This window comes from Cupriavidus sp. MP-37, assembly GCF_020618415.1.
In the GTDB taxonomy this organism is placed as follows: Bacteria; Pseudomonadota; Gammaproteobacteria; order Burkholderiales; family Burkholderiaceae; genus Cupriavidus.
This window is the reverse complement of record NZ_CP085344.1, coordinates 802,551-820,219: the sequence shown is the minus strand read 5'-3', so window position 1 is coordinate 820,219 and position 17,669 is coordinate 802,551. Positions and strand designations below refer to the sequence as shown.

At 63.5% G+C, this 17,669-nt stretch carries 21 protein-coding genes; 6 read left to right on the top strand and 15 right to left on the bottom strand.

Features of this window, described 5'->3' with window-relative positions; translation table 11 throughout:
- Positions 1 to 123: 123 nt before the first annotated feature.
- Positions 124 to 1,626 carry a methyl-accepting chemotaxis protein gene (locus tag LIN44_RS03890; RefSeq protein ID WP_227313585.1) on the top strand — a complete coding sequence of 501 codons (1,503 nt, stop codon included), beginning with the start codon at positions 124 to 126 and terminating at the stop codon, positions 1,624 to 1,626.
- Between the two features lie 15 nt (positions 1,627 to 1,641).
- Here LIN44_RS03890 and LIN44_RS03885 read toward each other — a convergent pair whose 3' ends face one another.
- Positions 1,642 to 2,349, bottom strand: coding sequence for a FadR/GntR family transcriptional regulator (locus tag LIN44_RS03885; RefSeq protein WP_227313584.1), 708 nt, complete (start codon positions 2,347 to 2,349; stop codon positions 1,642 to 1,644).
- 103 nt (positions 2,350 to 2,452) lie between these two features.
- Entirely contained in the window at positions 2,453 to 3,787 is a 1,335-nt protein-coding gene (locus LIN44_RS03880; RefSeq protein WP_227313583.1) for an MFS transporter, read from the bottom strand.
- Between the two features lie 308 nt (positions 3,788 to 4,095).
- On the opposite strand from LIN44_RS03880, the gene LIN44_RS03875 reads away from it, so the two are divergent.
- A complete protein-coding gene (locus LIN44_RS03875) occupies positions 4,096 to 4,632 on the top strand; it encodes an ureidoglycolate lyase (RefSeq protein WP_227313582.1) in 537 nt (178 codons plus the stop codon).
- 39 nt (positions 4,633 to 4,671) lie between these two features.
- On the opposite strand, the gene LIN44_RS03870 is transcribed toward LIN44_RS03875, so the two are convergent.
- The gene (locus LIN44_RS03870; RefSeq protein WP_227313581.1) at positions 4,672 to 5,193 is read right to left on the bottom strand and encodes an AlpA family transcriptional regulator; all 522 of its coding nucleotides are present in this window, start codon (positions 5,191 to 5,193) and stop codon (positions 4,672 to 4,674) included.
- A complete protein-coding gene (locus LIN44_RS03865) occupies positions 5,172 to 5,480 on the bottom strand; it encodes a hypothetical protein (RefSeq protein WP_227313580.1) in 309 nt (102 codons plus the stop codon). Before LIN44_RS03865 ends, LIN44_RS03870 begins: the two co-directional genes overlap by 22 nt.
- Positions 5,481 to 5,829: 349 nt before the next feature.
- On the opposite strand from LIN44_RS03865, the gene LIN44_RS03860 reads away from it, so the two are divergent.
- Entirely contained in the window at positions 5,830 to 6,348 is a 519-nt protein-coding gene (locus LIN44_RS03860) for a GNAT family N-acetyltransferase (RefSeq protein ID WP_227313579.1), read from the top strand.
- A 46-nt stretch (positions 6,349 to 6,394) separates the two neighbouring features.
- On the opposite strand, the gene LIN44_RS03855 is transcribed toward LIN44_RS03860, so the two are convergent.
- From LIN44_RS03855 to LIN44_RS03835, 5 genes are all read right to left on the bottom strand, one after another.
- Positions 6,395 to 7,198: an enoyl-CoA hydratase/isomerase family protein gene (locus LIN44_RS03855; protein WP_227313578.1), complete on the bottom strand. Its 804-nt coding sequence runs from the start codon at positions 7,196 to 7,198 to the stop codon at positions 6,395 to 6,397.
- Entirely contained in the window at positions 7,195 to 8,454 is a 1,260-nt protein-coding gene (locus tag LIN44_RS03850; RefSeq protein ID WP_227313577.1) for a CaiB/BaiF CoA-transferase family protein, read from the bottom strand. Before LIN44_RS03850 ends, LIN44_RS03855 begins: the two co-directional genes overlap by 4 nt.
- A 59-nt stretch (positions 8,455 to 8,513) precedes the next feature.
- Positions 8,514 to 9,479: a tripartite tricarboxylate transporter substrate binding protein gene (locus tag LIN44_RS03845; protein ID WP_227313576.1), complete on the bottom strand. Its 966-nt coding sequence runs from the start codon at positions 9,477 to 9,479 to the stop codon at positions 8,514 to 8,516.
- A gap of 61 nt (positions 9,480 to 9,540) precedes the next feature.
- Entirely contained in the window at positions 9,541 to 10,653 is a 1,113-nt protein-coding gene (locus tag LIN44_RS03840; RefSeq protein WP_227313575.1) for a LysR family transcriptional regulator, read from the bottom strand.
- A 67-nt stretch (positions 10,654 to 10,720) separates the two neighbouring features.
- Positions 10,721 to 12,190, bottom strand: a complete 1,470-nt coding sequence (locus tag LIN44_RS03835) for a nucleotidyltransferase domain-containing protein (protein WP_227313574.1) — start codon at positions 12,188 to 12,190, stop codon at positions 10,721 to 10,723.
- Positions 12,191 to 12,353: 163 nt separating this feature from the next.
- On the opposite strand from LIN44_RS03835, the gene LIN44_RS27615 reads away from it, so the two are divergent.
- Entirely contained in the window at positions 12,354 to 12,641 is a 288-nt protein-coding gene (locus tag LIN44_RS27615; RefSeq protein WP_370641655.1) for a hypothetical protein, read from the top strand.
- A gap of 25 nt (positions 12,642 to 12,666) precedes the next feature.
- On the opposite strand, the gene LIN44_RS03825 is transcribed toward LIN44_RS27615, so the two are convergent.
- From LIN44_RS03825 to LIN44_RS03800, 6 genes are all read right to left on the bottom strand, one after another.
- Positions 12,667 to 13,392, bottom strand: a complete 726-nt coding sequence (locus LIN44_RS03825; protein WP_227313573.1) for an Imm52 family immunity protein — start codon at positions 13,390 to 13,392, stop codon at positions 12,667 to 12,669.
- Entirely contained in the window at positions 13,389 to 13,982 is a 594-nt protein-coding gene (locus tag LIN44_RS03820) for a restriction endonuclease fold toxin 5 domain-containing protein (RefSeq protein WP_227313572.1), read from the bottom strand. Before LIN44_RS03820 ends, LIN44_RS03825 begins: the two co-directional genes overlap by 4 nt.
- Positions 13,982 to 14,329, bottom strand: coding sequence for a hypothetical protein (locus LIN44_RS03815; protein WP_227313571.1), 348 nt, complete (start codon positions 14,327 to 14,329; stop codon positions 13,982 to 13,984). The genes LIN44_RS03820 and LIN44_RS03815 overlap by 1 nt, the downstream gene beginning before the upstream one ends.
- On the bottom strand, positions 14,313 to 14,816 hold the full coding sequence (locus LIN44_RS03810; RefSeq protein ID WP_227313570.1) for a DUF4123 domain-containing protein: 504 nt from the start codon (positions 14,814 to 14,816) through the stop codon (positions 14,313 to 14,315). The genes LIN44_RS03815 and LIN44_RS03810 overlap by 17 nt, the downstream gene beginning before the upstream one ends.
- A 6-nt stretch (positions 14,817 to 14,822) precedes the next feature.
- The gene (locus tag LIN44_RS03805) at positions 14,823 to 15,215 is read right to left on the bottom strand and encodes a PAAR domain-containing protein (RefSeq protein ID WP_112776850.1); all 393 of its coding nucleotides are present in this window, start codon (positions 15,213 to 15,215) and stop codon (positions 14,823 to 14,825) included.
- Positions 15,216 to 15,383: 168 nt separating this feature from the next.
- Positions 15,384 to 15,677, bottom strand: a complete 294-nt coding sequence (locus tag LIN44_RS03800) for a YciI family protein (protein WP_227313569.1) — start codon at positions 15,675 to 15,677, stop codon at positions 15,384 to 15,386.
- On the opposite strand from LIN44_RS03800, the gene LIN44_RS03795 reads away from it, so the two are divergent.
- Both LIN44_RS03795 and LIN44_RS03790 read left to right on the top strand, forming a co-directional pair.
- Positions 15,676 to 15,864: a hypothetical protein gene (locus LIN44_RS03795; protein ID WP_227313568.1), complete on the top strand. Its 189-nt coding sequence runs from the start codon at positions 15,676 to 15,678 to the stop codon at positions 15,862 to 15,864. The two genes, LIN44_RS03800 and LIN44_RS03795, sit on opposite strands and share 2 nt — an antisense overlap.
- An 86-nt stretch (positions 15,865 to 15,950) precedes the next feature.
- Positions 15,951 to 17,669: an ABC transporter ATP-binding protein gene (locus LIN44_RS03790; protein WP_227313567.1), complete on the top strand. Its 1,719-nt coding sequence runs from the start codon at positions 15,951 to 15,953 to the stop codon at positions 17,667 to 17,669.

The following is a 17,669-nucleotide window of genomic DNA, read 5'->3' as shown; positions in this document are numbered from 1 at the left end:
CGCCCCGCCGCGCGCGATGGGCGTCGATATAATCAGCCGCACAATACCCAAGATAAAGACATTAGAACAATAACTTTGCAGGGACGGGGTGCAGCGTCTTCTCGAACCACGCTGCGGGGAATCATGACCAGCGCTGACCACGCACTGTCCGGACGCCTGTCCGCGACCATACCTGCCCGCCGTGCCGCGGGCAATTCCGTTTCCACGCCGGCGGCGGCGCACATGCCGTTGCTGCAAGCCGTGCATCGCCGCGCCGACCGTTTGATGACGGCACTGCTGTGGCTGCTGGGACTGTTATCGCTGGTGGTCGGCAACCACTATGGATCCACCGGCCTGACGCTGACGCTGGGCCTGCCGATCGCATTGCTCGGCACGCTGATGGCGGTCGCGCTGCCGGCCCGCCTGGCCACGCGGCTGGCGATGGCGGTGCTGATGATGGCCTTGGTCGCGCTGCTTATCCACCAGGCGCACGGTCAGGTGGAATTCCACTTCCTGGTGTTCGTGTCGCTGTCGATGCTGCTGGCCTACCGCGACTTCCGCGTGATCCTGCTGGCCGCGCTGGTGATCGCGCTGCATCACCTGAGCTTCAACTTTTTCCAGCAATGGGGCTGGAACACCATCTGCTTCACCGATCCCAGCTTCAACATGGTGCTGTTCCATGCAGCCTTCGTCATCGCGCAGACCGCGGTGCTGTGCGTGATCGCGTGGCGGCTGGAACGCGACGCCCACTCCGCCGATGAACTGAGCGCGCTGGCCGCGGGCATCGGGCGCGAACCCGGCTACCTGACGCTGGCCGGCGACGGCACCGAGCCCGACAGCGACTTCGCCCGCGCCTTCCGCAAGACGCTGGACACCGTGCGCCAGACCTTGCTGCAGGTACGGGACACCGCCGGCACCGTGGCCAATGCCGCTGGCGACATTCTCGACACCAGCGCCAGCGTGGCCCGCCGCACCGAGGCGCAGGCGCGCATCGTGGCCCAGACCATGCACGACATGCAGTCACTGACCCAGTCCGCCCGCGCCAGCGCCGACCAGGCCCGCGGCGCCTGCGAACTGGCCGGCGCCTCCAGCGCCGTGGTGGCGCGCGCCAGTGGCGAGATCCTGTCGGTGATCCAGACCATGGGCGAGATCGACGAGGCCTGCGGGCGCATCACCGAGATCATCGGCGTGATCGACAGCATTGCCTTCCAGACCAACATCCTGGCGCTGAACGCCGCCGTCGAAGCCGCGCGCGCCGGCGAGCACGGCAAGGGCTTCGCCGTGGTGGCCGGCGAGGTGCGGCAACTGGCGCATCGCTGCGGCGCCGCCGCGCGGGAAATCCGCGGCCTGATCAATACCTCGGTCGAGCGCGCCCACGCCGGCACCGAACTGGTCGACCATACCGGCGAGACCATGAGCGAAGTGGTGGCCAGCATCGGCAAGCTCGCCGCGCTGGTGCAGGAACTGGCGACACTGGGGGACCACCAGCGCAGCGGCATCGAGGGCATGGCGCAACGCGTCGCCGAGATCCAGGCGGCATTCGAGGAGAACGCCGAACTGGTGGCCGGCGCAGCCGAAGCCGCGCGGGCGCAACGGGTGCAGACCGAAGGGCTGAACCGGGCGGTGGGGGTGTTCCGGCTGGACTGAGGCGCGGCTGGGGGATCAGTCTTCTTTTTCGTCGCCGGTGGGGAAATGCACGCCGGCCCGGCGTGCTGCCAGCATGATGTGGCGCTCCATCGCGCGTTGCGCCTGCTCCGGCTGGCGCGCGGCCAGCGCCTCGATGATGGCGCTATGCTCCAGGAAGGTGGCGTTGCGCGCGCCGCGCCGGTAGTACGGCAGGCGCTGGCTCTCGCGCATCACCTCGGCGCTTTCGCGCAGGATCTCGCGGATGACCTGGTTGCCGGACACCGTGACGATCAGGGTGTGGAATTCATAATCCAGCTGCGAGGCCTCATCATAGGCATCGGCCTCGATCGCTCGCTGCATCGTGGCCGCGTTCTGGCGCAGCTGTTCGATCTCGCCGGAGGAGATAGCCAGCGCTGCCAGCCTCGCGGTCAGGCCTTCCAGCGCGAAGCGCAGCTGGTAGATATCGATCAGCGAATGCGTGGCGGCAAAGCGCCACGGCGGCGTGGGGGCGGCGCTGTCGCCGGCGGCGGTCACATAGACGCCCTTGCCCGGGCGCGACACCACCACGCCCATGCCCTGCAAGGTGGAGATCGCCTCGCGCAATGACGCGCGGCTGATGCCGACCTTCGCCGCCAGTTCGCGCTGTGCCGGCAGCAGCGTGCCCGCCGGGAACGTGCCATCGCGCACCCATTGCTGGATAAGGCTGACGGCCTGGTTGGCAACGGAGGCGGAAGATCCAGTCATACGTGCAGGGGACCAGTAAGAATGAGGCGCAAGGGGCGACGCGCTACGGGGCGCGGCGCCGGTTGCCGGAAATTCTAGCCGACAAACCCGCCCGCCCCGCCCCTTACTTGTTGACCAGCCTGGCCGGCACCGAGTACGTCAGCAGTGCGCCGCAAAGCAGCACCGCAGCCAGCACGAACATCGCGGCGTCGGTGCTCTGGGTGGCATCCTTGATCAGCCCGATCATGTAGGGGCTGATAAAGCCGGCAAGGTTGGCGAACGAATTGATCAGCGCAATGCCCGCCGCGGCGCCCACGCCTGACAGGATGGCGGTGGGCAGGCTCCAGAACAGCGGCGACGTGGCCAGGCTGCCGCCGGCGGCCAGCGCCAGCGCGGCGAGCGACAGCGCGGTGTTGTGGCTGAACAGCGCGCTCAGCACCAGGCCCGTGGCCGCGCAGCAGAACGGCACGATCAGGTGCCAGCGGCGTTCGCGCATGCGGTCCGAGCTGCGGCTGACCAGGATCATCGAACACACCGCCACGCCGAACGGGATTGCGGTCAGCAAGCCCACGTCCAGCACGCTTTTCACGCCGGTCTGCTTGATCAGCGTGGGCAGCCAGAAGGTCAGCCCGTACTGGCCCATCACCGTGCAGAAGCAGATCATCGTCATTTTCAGCACGCGCGGGTCCGTCACCACGGTACGCAGCGACATATGGGCGGTCTTGTGCGCATTCTCGGCGGCGATATTGCGCGCCAGCAGCGCCTTCTCGTCCGCCGTCAGCCAGCGCGCGGACTCGATGTTGTTGTCCAGGTACCAGAGCACCGCCACGCCCACCAGCAGCGACGGCACCGCCTCGATCACGAACATCCACTGCCAGCCGCGCAGGCCGTTGACGCCGTGCATGGCCTCCATCACCCAGCCCGACAGCGGCCCGCCGAAGATGCCCGAAATCGGGATCGCGGCCATGAACAGCGCCACCATGCGCGCGCGCCGGTGCGAGGGGAACCAGTAGGTCAGGTACAGGATCATGCCGGGATAGAAGCCGGCCTCGGCCGCGCCCAGCAGGAAGCGCAGCACGTAGAACTGCGTGCTGGTCTGCACGAACATCATCGCCGCGGAGATCAGGCTCCACAGGATCATGATGCGCGAGATCGTGGCCTTGGCGCCGATGCGGTGCATCAGCAGGTTGCTGGGCACCTCGAAAAAGAAATAGCCGATAAAGAACAGCCCCGCGCCCAGGCCGTACACCGCCTCGCTGAACTGCAGGTCGGCCAGCATGTTCAGCTTGGCAAAGCCCACGTTGACCCGGTCCAGGTAGGCCACCACATAGCACAGCATCAGGAACGGCAGCAGCCGCCAGGCCACCTTGCGGTACACCGCGTCCTCACGGGCCTGGGCCTGCGCCTGTGGCATAGCCATGCCATCGGGCCCGGCATGGGCGGTTTCAGTCGGAATCATGGAAGTCTCCCTTGGTTTATTCGCGTCATCGACAAGCTGCAGTCTGATCGCCGCCGGACGCTAGTCGTACCGGTCTGACCAGTAGATGCCGAATGGTAGGGAGGCGCCTGGCAGGTGTCAAGGCGGCGTCGACATGGGGAAAGCCCGGATTTATCGCGGTTACAAGCACGGCCGCCGGTTGCAACGCTTGTGCTGCGCCACGACTTGCTGCAGAATCCGCTCCAACTGGTCAGACCAGTCAAGCCATTGCGAAATCGCACGCCGGCATCGGGCCGCTTGCCGCGATTTTCAGTTCAGGAGACTTAGTGATGGAAACCACGCTTGCGCGCAGGGCATCCCCCCGGTTGCGCCTGCATCCGCAGCCGCTGAGCGCGGCCGCCTTTGCGCCCTTCGGCGACGTCATCGAGGCACGCCCCGCCGGCGACCCCAACGCCTTTCCGATCAACGGCGGCATGGTCATGCGTCACCATGACTTGGCCACGGTGGAACTGGGGGGCGGCCGGGCGCTGATCAACCTGTTCGAGGCCCGGCCCTACGCATTCCCGATGGAAATCACCATGCTGGAGCGCCATCCGCTCGGCAGCCAGGCGTTCATCCCGCTTTCGGACCGCCCTTTCCTGGTCGTTGTGGCGCCGCCCGGCGACACGCTGGAGGCCGAGTCGGTCTGTGCGTTCATGACCAACGGCAGGCAAGGCGTCAACTACCGCGCCGGCGTCTGGCATCACATGCTGCTGGCCGTGGACGCGCCCTCATCCTTTGCCGTGGTGGACCGCGGCGGCGATGGCAACAACTGCGAAGAGCGCTGCCTGGCGCAGCCGCTCTTGCTTGAACTGCCAGATGCCTGACGACGCAAGGGAATGGTCCGGAACTAACCCTGTGCTGCCTCACGCAACCAGCTTGCGGATCCGGCGCTCCATCGCCGGGACAATGTTTCCGGCGCTCCTGGCCAGATTGACCTGCATCGCAGCCGCAGCGACGTCCATGAGCGACGGTTCGATCTCGTAACCCTTGCCGCTCATCCACGAGAGCACTTCCCGCAAATGCCAGAGAGAACTTGCGCCCTCATGCACCGGCGGCGGAAACGAAGCCGGATGGCCAAGCATCAGCTTGCGCATGTTCTGGCGAGACATGCCAACGGTGTCGGCAATGTCCGTCAGGCCCACCAGATCTGGTGCCGCTTCAATCAGCGTGGCGGACGGCATGGCGCGCCTGGCATCGGTGAGCGCGCTGACGATGGCGTCGGCCGCTGATTCCGCCTCGCGGTCAAAGGCAATCGCAATCCGGCCGACCACGCCAGTGCCCACGGTTGCATCGTCGCATCCGGCTTCGTAAAGGCGCTCGACCAGCGTGTCGGGATCGCTGTCATCCGCCGACAGCTGGTATCTCAAGGTGAACGCGTATTCCATGGCGGTGGTTTCTCCGTCAGCTTGACCGGCATTACGGCTTCGTACCGATGCAAGCAGTTGTCCACGATCCGACGGATTCGGGTAGCGTGGTTGGATGGGCTCCTGGGCGTGCAATAGATGCTGATGACACAGAATTCCCCAGCACGGCACGCGCTGTCGTTGTGCGAACAGTAGATCCGTCCCCAGGCATGGCCCCTGCCTTTCGCCGCCTCGACACGCCAGCCGCGAGACTCGGCGTGTCTTAACGCACCTTCAATTTCCTTCTTGGGGTGTTGAGCACGGGCCATCGATTTCTCCAAGGCTAGGGGCGTGGGGGGGGGGGGGGGGGGGGGGGGGGGGGGGCGGCGGGCGGGGGGGGGGGGGGGGCGGCCGCCCCCCCCCCCCCCCCCCCCCCCCCCCCCCCCACGCCCCATCTGCAATGCAATTGGAGAATTGTCCGGATATGCGCGGTTCGTGGCGTTAAAACGACTCTGTAAGCAGCGGAACCTGACATACGCTCCGGTAACGACAGCAACGGCGGTGCGGACGCGATCATCTGCCGCCATCGCCGGGCCTTCGCGACCGGTACACCGCCAGCGCCTCGCGTACACTGCGGGAGAACAGGTTTGCAACTGATCGACCGGCAATACCTATCCCATGCCTATGTCCTCCCCGCTGATCCACTCCGACCGCCTGACCCTGTCGCCCTTCTGCGGAAACGACGCAGCCGAGGTGTGGCCCTGCATCACCCCCACGCTCGCGCGCTACATGGAATGGGACCCCGCCCCGTCGCCCGAGGCGTTCCGCGACGTCTGGCAGGCATGGCTGCCGGCCATGGCGAAAGGGACTGACTTCGTCTTCACGGTCCGTCGGACCAGCGACGGTCATTTCCTCGGCCTGGCCGGACTGCATCATGCCGACACGCCGGCGCCGGAGTTCGGCATCTGGGTCCGCGAGGACGCCCACGGGCACGGCTATGGCAAGGAAGCGGTGCTGGCGGTGGCAGCATGGGCGACGGCCACGTTGCGCCCGGCACGGTTTGTGTATCCGGCCGCGGAGCAGAACTGGGCGAGCCGCCGGATCGCGGAGGCGATGGGCGGCGTCGTGGTGGGCCGGCAGCCGGCGCCCAAGTTTGTGCGGGTGGTTTATTCTGTGCCGGTGAAGTCGCAGGCTTGACCGAGCGGCAACTGCGACGGGGCGCGCGCCGCCCCGTAAAGTGGAATCAACGCCCCCGCCACTCTGGCACACGCTTGCCAACGAATGCCGCCACCCCCTCCCGGAAGTCGTCGCTGCCATAACACTGCCGCACGAGATCATCGGTATCAGCCACCGCCGCCACGGTCTGGCGGCGCAACGACTCCTTGATGACGGTCTGCGTGACTGGTGCCAGCGCGCCGAGCCGCTCGCACAGCGCGGCGACTTCGGCTTCCAGCGCCTCGGGCGCATGCACACCCTCGAGGAAGCCGCAGGCCAGCGCCGCGTCGGCATCCAGAATCTGCGCGAGCAACAGCATGCGTCGCACCGGCTGTAGGCCCCACGCCGCACGCAGCTTGGCCAGGTTCAGCGCCGACAGCGTATTGCCCAGCGTTTTCGCGATCGGCACGCCGAAACGGGCCTTCGGCGTTGCCAGCCGGAAATCGCATGCGGTCGCGATGGCCAGGCCGCCGCCCACCGCCCAGCCCTCGATGACCGCGACGGTAGGCATCGGCAGCTGCTCCACCAGCGCGATGCCCTCGTCGATGCGCGCTTCGTACGCGACCCCGTCATCGCCGCCGGCGAACTGTTGGAACTGTGCGATATCGGTCCCAGCGACAAAGGCCTCCCCTCCCGCGCCACGCAGCACCACCACGCGCGCACCGGCGGTACCCTCCGCGGCGAGCGTGCGGCAGTGCTCGGCGAGCTGCCCGTACATCGCCCAGGTCATCGCATTGCGCGCGGCGGGGCGGTCGAAGGTCAGCGTCGCGATCCGGCCTTGCCGTGTCAGTGTGACCCCGCCTTCGCCGGCGGCCTGCTGCGGGGCGCTCATGCGCCGAATGCGCCGGCCGCGGCCAGCGACTGCTGTTCGTCCTGCGACAAACCCAGCTCGGCGAGGATCTCACCGGTGTGCTGACCCAGTAGCGGCGGCGGGCGCCGCACCTGCTGCGGCGTACCGCCCATCTTCACCGCAAAGCCGATATTGGGCACCTTGCCTTCGATCGGATGATCGATCTCGATGCGCATCTGGCGATGCTTGCCATGCTCGCTGTCGAACGCCTGCGGGTAGGTCAGGATCGGCCCGGCCGGAATGCCGACCTTGAGCAGCTGCTCGATCCAGTAGTCGGCGCCCTGCTTGGCGAAACTCTCTTCCAGCGCGCCGATCAGCGCCTGCCGGTTGGCCAGGCGCAGCGCGACGGTGGCAAAGCGCTCGTCCGCGAGCAGGTCGGGCCGGTCGAGCGTATTGCACAGCAGTTGCCACAGCTTCTGGTTGGTCGCGCCCATCACGAAGTAGCCATCCGCCGCCTTCATCGCCTGGTACGGCGCGCTCATGCGGTTGGCCGTGCCGAGCGGCTCGGGCTCGCGCCCGGTGCCCCAGTATTCGCAGGTGTCCCACACCGAGAACGCCAGCGCGGAATCGAACAGCGAGGCATCGACATACTGCCCCTTGCCGGTCTCCTTGGCACCGATATAGGCGGACAGCATGCCGTAGGTCGCGAACAGCGCGCAGCCGATATCCGCCACCGGCACGCCCGCCTTCACCGGCGCGCCGCCGGGATAGCCGGTGACGCTCATCACGCCCGACATCGCCTGCGCCATCAGGTCGAAACCCGGCCGCGTGGCCCACGGCCCGCTCTGGCCGAAGCCCGAGATGCTGCAGTAGACCAGCTTCGGGTTGATCCGGCTGAGGGTCTCGTAATCGATGCCCAGGCGCTTCATCACGCCGGGGCGGTAGTTCTCGACCAGGATGTCCGCCGTTTCCGCCAGCCGGTACAGCACGGCGCGGCCGGACTCGGTCTTCAGGTCCAGCGTGACGCTGCGCTTGTTGCGGTTCATGTTGAGGAAGCCCATGCTATCCGGGCCTTTCATCTTGAAGCCCATCGAGCCGCGCGTCTGGTCGCCGCCCTCCGGCGGCTCGATCTTGATCACGTCGGCGCCGAGGTCGGCCAGCAGCATGCAGGCGTAAGGGCCGGCCATGACCTGGCTGACATCGAGCACGCGCACGCCGGCCAGCGGCAGGGGCGTGGCGTTGCTCTGGGCGGCCGGGGCGGCCTGGGCGGCGTCGGCAGAGTCGCGGAAATCCGTCATCGGTTGCGTCCTGGGAAATTGGTTCGTGCTGCGTGCATCGGTGCGTCGGCGCTCGGCCATCAGCTCTCCGCCTTCACGCCGGCGTCCTTGATCACCTTGGCCCATTTGGTCGATTCCGCGGTGATATAGGCGGCGAACTGCTGGTTCGATCCGCCCGAGTCCTCGGCGCCAAAGCTTTTCAGCCGCTCGGCCACGTCCGGCATCGCCAGCACGCGGTTGACGTCTTCGTTCATGCGCTGCGCCAGCGCCGGCGGCATCCCCTTCGGGCCCACCAGCCCGTACCACGACGCCGCGTCCAGGCCCGGGAAGCCCGACTCAGCCAGCGTCGGCACGTTCGGGTGGCTGGCCGCGCGCTTCAGGCGCGTCTGCGCGATCGCGATCACCTTGCCCTGCTGGATAAAGGGCGTGGCCGCGGTCATGGTGTCGAAGGCATAGTCGATCTGGCCGCCGAGCAGGTCCGCGACCAGCGGGCCCGAGCCCTTGTACGGCACGTGCACCACGTCGATCTTGGCCTGCATCCGGAACAGTTCCAGCGCCAGGTGCTGCGCCGAGCCGATGCCCGACGAGCCGAATGAAATCTTGCCCGGGTTCTTGCGGCACAACGCCACGATGTCCGCAACCGTGCGTACCTTCTGTTCCGGACGGCAGGTCAGCATATTGGGCGTGACCCCGACCATCGAGATCGGCGTAAAGTCCGCGCGCGGGTCGTACTTGACGTCCAGCAGCGCCGGCGCGATCGCGTGGCTGTTGACATGCGCCATCAGCAGCGTGGTGCCGTCCGGCGGCTGCTTGGCCACATAGGCCGCGGCAATGGCGCCGGTGGCGCCGGGCTTGTTCTCCACCACCACGCTGGTGTTCCACATCACGCCCAGCTTCTGCCCGATCACGCGTGCCAGCACATCCGTGCCGCCGCCGGGGGCAAAGCCCACCACGATGCGCACCGGCCCCGCCACGTTGGCTGCGCGCGCCAGGCCCGGCACCGCCAGCCCGGCCGCAGCCGCCAGAAGAAATTGTCTGCGCCGCATTGCGTGTCTCCTCTCATCGTTATGGAGCCATCTTCCGCAATGCACCCGCCCACGGCTATCGCTATTTTCGGGATTCAGGTTTCGCGTTTTGCGCAAGCACCTGCAGCACGCTCGACGCCGCCGATGACAGCGCGCCGTGCGGCCGATGACACAGCACAAAATGCCGCACCGCCCACTCCCCCGCGATCGGCAGCCGGACGAAGCGGCTGCCGCCCGCCACCTCGCGCGCAATCGCCTCCGGCATCACCCCGCCCCCCAGGTTCTGCGCCACCAGCGCCGCGATGCTGTCGAACCCGCTCACCCGCATGCGCATCCGCAACACCCGCCCCGCCTCCTCCGCCAGCCGCTCCAGCGCGACCGAAATCGCCGAACTCTCGCCCAGCACGATCAGGTCGCAATCCAGCACGTCCTGCGTCGTCACCTTCTTGCGCTTCGCCAGCGCATGGCCGCGCGCCACCACCAGCACCAGCCGGTCGCTGCGATACGGCGCGGTCGGCAGGTCCACCACGCCCAGGCTGCCCTCGTAGATGCCGATGTCCACCGTGCCGCGGCGCAGCGACTGCTGGACTTCCTGGCTGTTCATCTCCTGCAGGTCGATGCGAACGCCCGGGCATTCGGTGGCGCAGCGCTGGATGTCGAACGGCAGGAACTGGATCACAGCCGACTTTGGCGCCGCCACCCGCACCACGCCAAGGTCCCCGCCCAGGAACGACGCGGCGTCGTCCTGCATGCGCTGGACGGTGTGGGTAATGCCGCGGGCATGGGCCAGCAGGGCGCGGCCGGCTTCGGTGCAAGCCATGCCGTGGGGCAGGCGCTCGAACAGGGCGACGCCGAGTTGGGATTCGAGCTCGAGGATGCGGCGGGAGGCGGCGGCGGGAGCCAGGTGCAGGCGCTCGGCACCGCGGGTGATGCTGCCCTGGTCGGCTACGGCGATGAAGAGCTGGATGGTGGTGAGGTCGAAATGCAGCCGGGCATTGCGTGAGGGGGCGGGGGACGTCACGGTGGTGGGCGCGCTGGTGGGGGTTGTTGGGGCGAGGTAGGGATCGATGTTGGAGAAACCGCCACGAGCAGTGCAGAGCCAGAGACTGCTGCGCGCGTTTTCACATTTTCCGCTCAACGTCGGGGCCTCGGCAATTGCGGGTTTCCCGTGCCCCTTACATCGAAAATTCGTCACTGAGCGCTTCCATCTTCGTCACCGTTGATATGGATATGACCCGAATAAACAAGCCAACGCTGACGATTCAAGTGAGGTATCGGCGGGCCTTCTTCTCGACTGCGGTCGCGAAGTCGTCCAATTTGAACCAATGGCGCCCCATGCAATCGCGCTTCCCTTTCAATAAGCACTCGCGAAGACGGGCCTCTTCTTCATTCAGCCTGGACGCATAGTGCAGCAGAGCGCTTGCTTGCTCCTCGCCAGAAAAGTATGCGATCGCGGCTGACCTGTTTTCCGGATAATGACCACTCTCGAGTTGCTGCAAGGGGCGAAGGCACCCATGGTCCGCCAACTTGACCATCAGGCTGAGCATGTAATGTGAGCGTTGGCCATAGGCGCCCGCCACCAGATATCCCCGCGCTACCTGACGAATGGTGTAAGCGTTGTTTATGATGCCGTAGGCACTTTCCCTCGAGATGCCACCCTGGCCGAAACCAAGCGGGCCAGCGATATGCCTGGTACCACTAACCAGACCATACCGGCGAAACCTGGGATAATTCTTAATATTGTCGGCACTATAAACGGAGATAGTGAGTTTGCTAAACTTGCTCTGTATGAGCCGAACCCTCTCCAATAGCTCCGCATCAACGTGATCGAATATCGCCATGGTGTCGATATCAGAGTCTGGCCTCATGTCACCACGAGCGGCACTTCCATGCAGATAGAATGAGAGCAAACGGTCGCGGAATGCGGCTTGCAATGCTGTCACTATCGCATCGGTCATAGACCCAATGGCCTTGGATGGGACCTCCGCTTCTTTTGCAACCAAGGGTTGGGTCTCCGGGAAGCAAGAAGAGATGTAGGCAGAATAGGACTCTACGATCCCGCTCACGCGTGCCGCAGCGAGTCGAAACGTATCAACATCCTTCAATAAGAGACGTTCGATGGGCTGCCAGTTCTGATTGGCATGCGCAAGCCAATCCATGTCATCCTCATTCAGGCCCGCCACGGTTTGAAATCCATACTCACCTTTTTCAAGCAACCCCAGCAACTTGCATATCGCCTTTTCCGTGTAACGCATTGCCCAGCCCAACTGGCGTACGCCCCATGTGTGCGTCTCGGCCGAGAGGTTACGCAAATAATAGAGGCGTGCGATATGGGCCGAACCAAAGAGTGCTTGCCGGATGGCGTCCGGCAAGTCTGATTCTCCGTCCTTGAGTACCTTATCTACACGTTCGCTACGATAGATCCACGGGCATGTGTGAAACTGCCACGCCCCGTGTGGGGGATACCCTGCCAGTTCCCGCTCAGTCAGATAGTTGAGTACCAATTCCGGAAATTCGGCCTGCAAGTAGCGAGCACGGAATGCCGTGTTACCTGCCTCTTCCCCATGGAGAACCAAGTAATAGTGCCCTGCGGCTCGCGAGGAATAGTCTGGCTGTCGCAGGTAGGAATCAGTTTCCGCGACACCAGACAAGCTCTCTCCAAACAGCTCTTGAGCGCAAGCCAGGAAATAGCGAGCCCTGGCATCAACATTGTCGGTCATGGTCACCAGCATCGGATGAGGTCTCTTAAAACCTTATTGGAAACGGTGTTGCGGCTACGTTGCGCATCTCTGCGCAACGTAATTCAGAAGGTCGTAATCGTATCTGACCCATCTCAATCAAGCGGCAGCGACCCGATCTAAAGGCGTGTTCCAGCACCCGTGGTAATGTAGTGACATGCTGCACGTCGGCCGCCTCAATACCATTGGCCACCGCAAGCTGTGTGAAGTCGGCATGGCCAAGCCCGGTCAGACGTCGCCCGTCGCGGCGCCGCTCGCCCCGCTGGACGTGGTGCATAGCACGGAATCAAACGCCGCTCTACAAATCTATGTATCTGGGCAGCAAATCCTGATCCACAAGCCGAACTTCAATGGCATTGGCCACCCTGACATGTTCCGGATTGCTTCCCGAGAATGGTCCGTCAACTACGCTTACAACCCTTGGGTCTGGCGGAAGCCGGACTGAGCGGCACTTCAATCCCTAACACCATCTACAGATCGATGTACCTTGGTAGCAAATCCTGATCAACCAGCCGAATCTCGATTGCATTTGCCACACGCACATGCTCAGGATTCAATTCAGAGAATGGTTCATCGATGATGCTGATCACAACCGTACCAACCTGCTTCCTTCCCTCATCCAGCACCGGGTGCAACAGTCCCGCTTCTGGCACCTCCTGCTCCGAGAGGACACGCGGCAAATAGAACAGCCAGCTCACGCCTGGGCGATCCTGAAAAACCTTGTGCTCGCTGTACCAGAATGGGCCAAAGCCCGCGACAAGCGGTCGCCAGATGGCAACAGCTTTCTCTAACCAAAGTAGCGGCACTTTCCAGTCAGAGAATGAGGGCTCAACGCGAAGTGACAGCGCAATCCGGTCCGGTCGACCAAGCACATTGGCGGTTGACGTCAGCGACGCCTGTTGAGCGGTCTTCTCGGCGCCATTCCAAAGTGCGATCGAACGAATATCGGTGACACCTCTATTGCGCTCTTCAAGGACAGCCAGCGCCGCACTGGCTGGTCCGTCTTCGTCGAAGGCGCGGTACAGGAGCGCATCGTCTTTGCTTTTGCTGGACGACAGATACCAGTCATCGAGAAGGGACGAATACCTGCCAATGACACGTGCAAATTCATGCAGCTCCGCAAACTGGCGCCTGATGTCGATGAGGTGAGCTTCCTTGCGCCGGAATGCGAGTTCGAGTGCAGGTATGGAACTCATGGCTGAAAGACCACTTCTATGTCGGGAAATGCAGCCCGAATGATCTGAGAGAAATACCGGTAACTGACTGGCTGCAGGAAATGCCACCGAAGCCGTACTGGTGGCCTGGGCAGAGCGGCCGCTCCCTGACGATAGGCTTCGCCTTCTATGGCTTTCGCGCCCTCTTCCCACCATGAATAGACTCCACCATATTCGTCGAAGAACTGGTCGTATTTCGCTTTAGCTTCTTTCAGCAGACACTCGGTTGACGCAAAGCCGTCGAAGACCACACCCGAGAATTGCCATTCCGTAATCACGTTGGGGCCGACCGGCATGCCCCCAATCCGTGCCTGATACTCGATCGAGATAGGCGACCACCCTGCAGTAGATCGCACGAATGGACGGCCCGTCTCCGGCGGGCAGACTTTGCATTTTTCCTTAGCCTTTGTCTGCGGCTCGGCACGCGAGATTGGCGTGGTCTTGGCATCCTCTGCGTCCTTTGTACGCTGGCGAGCGGCCTCCGCCGCTGCGCCTGCAGCAGCCGCTGCACCAAGCCACTGGATCACCCTTGTTGCAAACAAGCGTATTGCGGGAGCCGCGAGTGCTGCCATTAATTCTTCTCCCTCAAGATGGTCATCATTACGGCAGCCAAGTCATCCAATCGCTGCTCCGGATCAGCGCCAGGCTTCAATAGGTATGTTCGAATTTCGGGAGCGACTGCCAACTGCGGCGCGTCGGCACAGAGATAGAGAAGCTTCACGATATGCGGTGTGGATTGCAGGCCAACTTGTGCGGCGAAGTCATGCCCATTCAGCATTCGCCCGAGGACTTCTTCTCGACCGGGTTCGCGCAACAGCTCCGGCCGATGAGTCAAGAACTGCTCACAAACAGCACCGACGAAATTTCTGGCCTCTGTTTGCCGCAGCGCCTGCCATTGCGCTTCACTGAGCGTCAGCATGCTGCCTCCCTATCCAGACTCTGAGGCCCTTGTCCAGCAAATGCCATTCATGGATATGGCGGAAAAACTCCGCTCGTTGGTCACCGGCCATCAATTGAAAGAGAGCTGCCAGTACACGCGGATCCCAGAACCGCAAGAGCGCCGTTCTTCCGTCGGGCAGCTTGATGTCGAGCCGCAACTGCAGCAGTTGTGTGAGCCCGGTGAGATCGGCCTCAGCGATGAGCCAAGTGACGGCCGGTGCCGCCCTCTCCAGTGAGATCAAGTCCCGCAGGACCGCTTCCGTCACCTGAGCCGCGTCAACCAGCCAAGGGCCAGCGTGCGCCAGCGCGTCATCCGCTGTACCGGAGAACAAGGCGACTATCCCGCCAGGCACCTGTTCAAGCTGGCGCTCGCGATGCTGCTGATACAGCGCGCCATCCACCAGGGCATACAGGTTCAGCGTCTGCAAGCCCGTACGGAGTTGGCCGTATCGATCGAGAACATCCATCGTCAGCTACCCTCGGACGACGGTTGCCGCGCCTGCCATAGCGGCCTTCATCAGACAGTCCAGGCAGAGGCCAGACCCCGTTACCGCAGCGATCCCTGCCGGTTCAAAGTCGGCGGCGACTGGCGTTTCCATGTCGCTTGCCAATGTGGTGTCCTGGCTGGCAAGCAACCTGGCACCGCAGGCGGTGCGGTCCATATGCCTGGCGTAGGGAACGCCATTGGGCGCAGTGATAATTCCGTTGCCCGCGAGGATCGGGAAAGTGCCCTTGCACTTGGGACAGATTGTCATGTCGCCCGCACGAGCCATGGCGCGATTGCCGATGATGCTGGTGGCATCGCCGGTAATGACTGTCCCTCCGTGCGTTGTCCGGTCGCCAACGCAAATAAGTCCGGAGATCACCTTAACCCCTCCACCATCATTATGTTCGAGACAGCCGCTTGACTGCCCTGGCAGGCCTGCTCAAGGTAGTTGGCGCAATGGGGTCATGGCAACAGACCTAATCTGCAAAGATATGCGTCTGTTTCTGCAAGGGTGAGGGAAAGGGCTGCATCAGAGCGAAGCCCTGAGTCAAATGGTCACCGGTTCATCGAAGGCGCGGTGCCAGCTGTGGATCTCCACGCGCTCGCGTAGACCATGCGTCCAGAACGGATCCGTTTGAATGAGGGTCTCAACTTCCGCGCGATCCACGGCCCGGACAATCCAAAGCCCGCCAACGGCTCCCTGGTTCGGCGCTTCGCGCAGAGAGCCAGCGATCAGGATCGCGTCGCGATGCTGAGCCAGCCAATCGAGATGGGCTTGCAAAAGCGCATTGCGCAGCGGGAGTTGGTCGGGCTTGTCGTGGAAGCGGACCGCAAAAATCATGGTGTTCCTCAAGGGTGGTATAGCAACGATTGTGGTGAATCCCCGCGAAGTATCGGCGCAAAAGCGCAGAACTTTCGCCGTGCCGCAAGTTCGCCCGCTTCTTGGTGTCCAGCGAAGCGAAACCGCCAGAACTTTCTATTTCAACCTTCTGAATACTCTGACGACCTTTGCCTTGCAGCATACCTAACCTGTAATCAGATGGTCTCGTTCAACATGGCATGACCAATCTGGTCCATAGACCCCGCATGACTTTGATGCCCGAAGGTGATGGCGATGAGGTTTCTCCTGGATTTGTACAAGGATTGGATCTTCGCCTACCGAATCACAGTCAGAAAGTATCCAGCCTTACCCATCCACTTCTGCGCAGCAACGCTATTTGTAGCGCTGTGCGCAGCTTTGTCGACGCTGGTCCCTTACCTCTTGCGGGAGGCAACCAATGCGCTGTCTGTAGACGCTTCGCATAGCGCTACGGGCGCTCCGCTGCTTCTTGCCGGTGCGTACGGTCTGGCCTGGACTGCCGCGCGCGCTTTCGATTGGCTGAAGGCCATACTCTCCGCGGCCGTTCTCGCAAGATGTGACGCCGCCTTCCATAACGCCATCTTTTCCAGGCTGATCAGGGTGGACTACCCGCGTCTGATCGCAGAAGACCCGGGCAAACTGGTCTCCGTCATCGCGCGAAGCCGCGCGGGTTTCAGCGGCATCACGTTTGCAATGTTCCGGGCAATCGGCCCGACCGTGCTGCAATTGATGCTGTCCAGCATCGTTCTGTGGCAACTGATCGGCGGCGCGTTCGCGCTGGGATTTGCCATCTCCATGATGCTTCTCTTTGCCGCAACATGGCTCCTCGCGGACAAGAGCAAGGGCGCCCATGAAGAAATTTTCAGCGGTGTCGACATGTTGTCGAGCCATCTTGTTGAGAAGCTCGGCTTCATGCTCGACATCAAACTCAACAACGCGTACGCCCGGGAAGATGCCGCGTTGCACCGCACGCTTGAGGCCTATATCGGCAAAGTGACCCGCGGAAACACCCGGCTCGCGCTTCTGCTTGTGGCACAAGCCATCTGCACCGGCCTCTTGCTCACGCTGTTCACGGTGACGACCGCGTACGGCGTCGTCCATTCAACATTCCGCGCCGGCGATTTCGTCATGATTGCCAGCTATATCGTGACACTGGCCATCCCTTTCACGAATCTCGCGGGGTGTCTGTCTGATTTGCGCCGCAACCATCTCGCACTGCGCGAGAGTTTCGGGCTTCTGGAATTGCCGATCGAGCGCAGCGAATCCAGCGCGCACATCGACCGTACGGCGAACGAAGTCTTTCGCATCGAGCAAGCAGCGGTAACACAAGGCGGCAAGCAGATTCTGCAGGACGTGAATATCACTGTCAGGCAGGGGGAATTGGTCGCGCTCGTCGGGCCTTCGGGTGCAGGCAAATCAAGCCTGGTCCACTTGATGCTCGGGCTCGCCCGCCCCGCGGCTGGCACTGTTTACCTATTTGGCGCAGACGTCAGCAAGCTGGCGGTCAGTGATATCGCACGCGAAGTCGCGGTAGCGCCCCAAGCGCCGATGATCCTCACGGGCTCGCTCAGGGAAAATCTGGTCTACGGCTGCAGCAACATGCCATCCGACCATGCCCTGCATGAACTCGTAGCGTTGCTCGAATTGCAGGAGATCGCCGCGGACGGAAGCGGGGATATCCTGGATCGCCCGCTCGGCATTCAAGGCCGGGCGCTGTCAGGCGGTGAGCGCCAGCGCGTCGCGCTGGGCCGTGCGCTTGCGCGCCGCCCAGCGGTAATCATTCTGGATGAACCTACTTCATCGATCGATCCGGATCGCGAGGCGCGAATCTTTGCGCGTGTCCGGCAGCGGGTACTAACGCTGATCGTGGTGACGCATCGCCATTCGCTGATCAAGGGGGCGAAGCGCGTATATCGCGTTGCGAACGGCTCCGTCCGCGAGGATTGTCGGCGCGTTGCGCATGCCGCGGGCTGA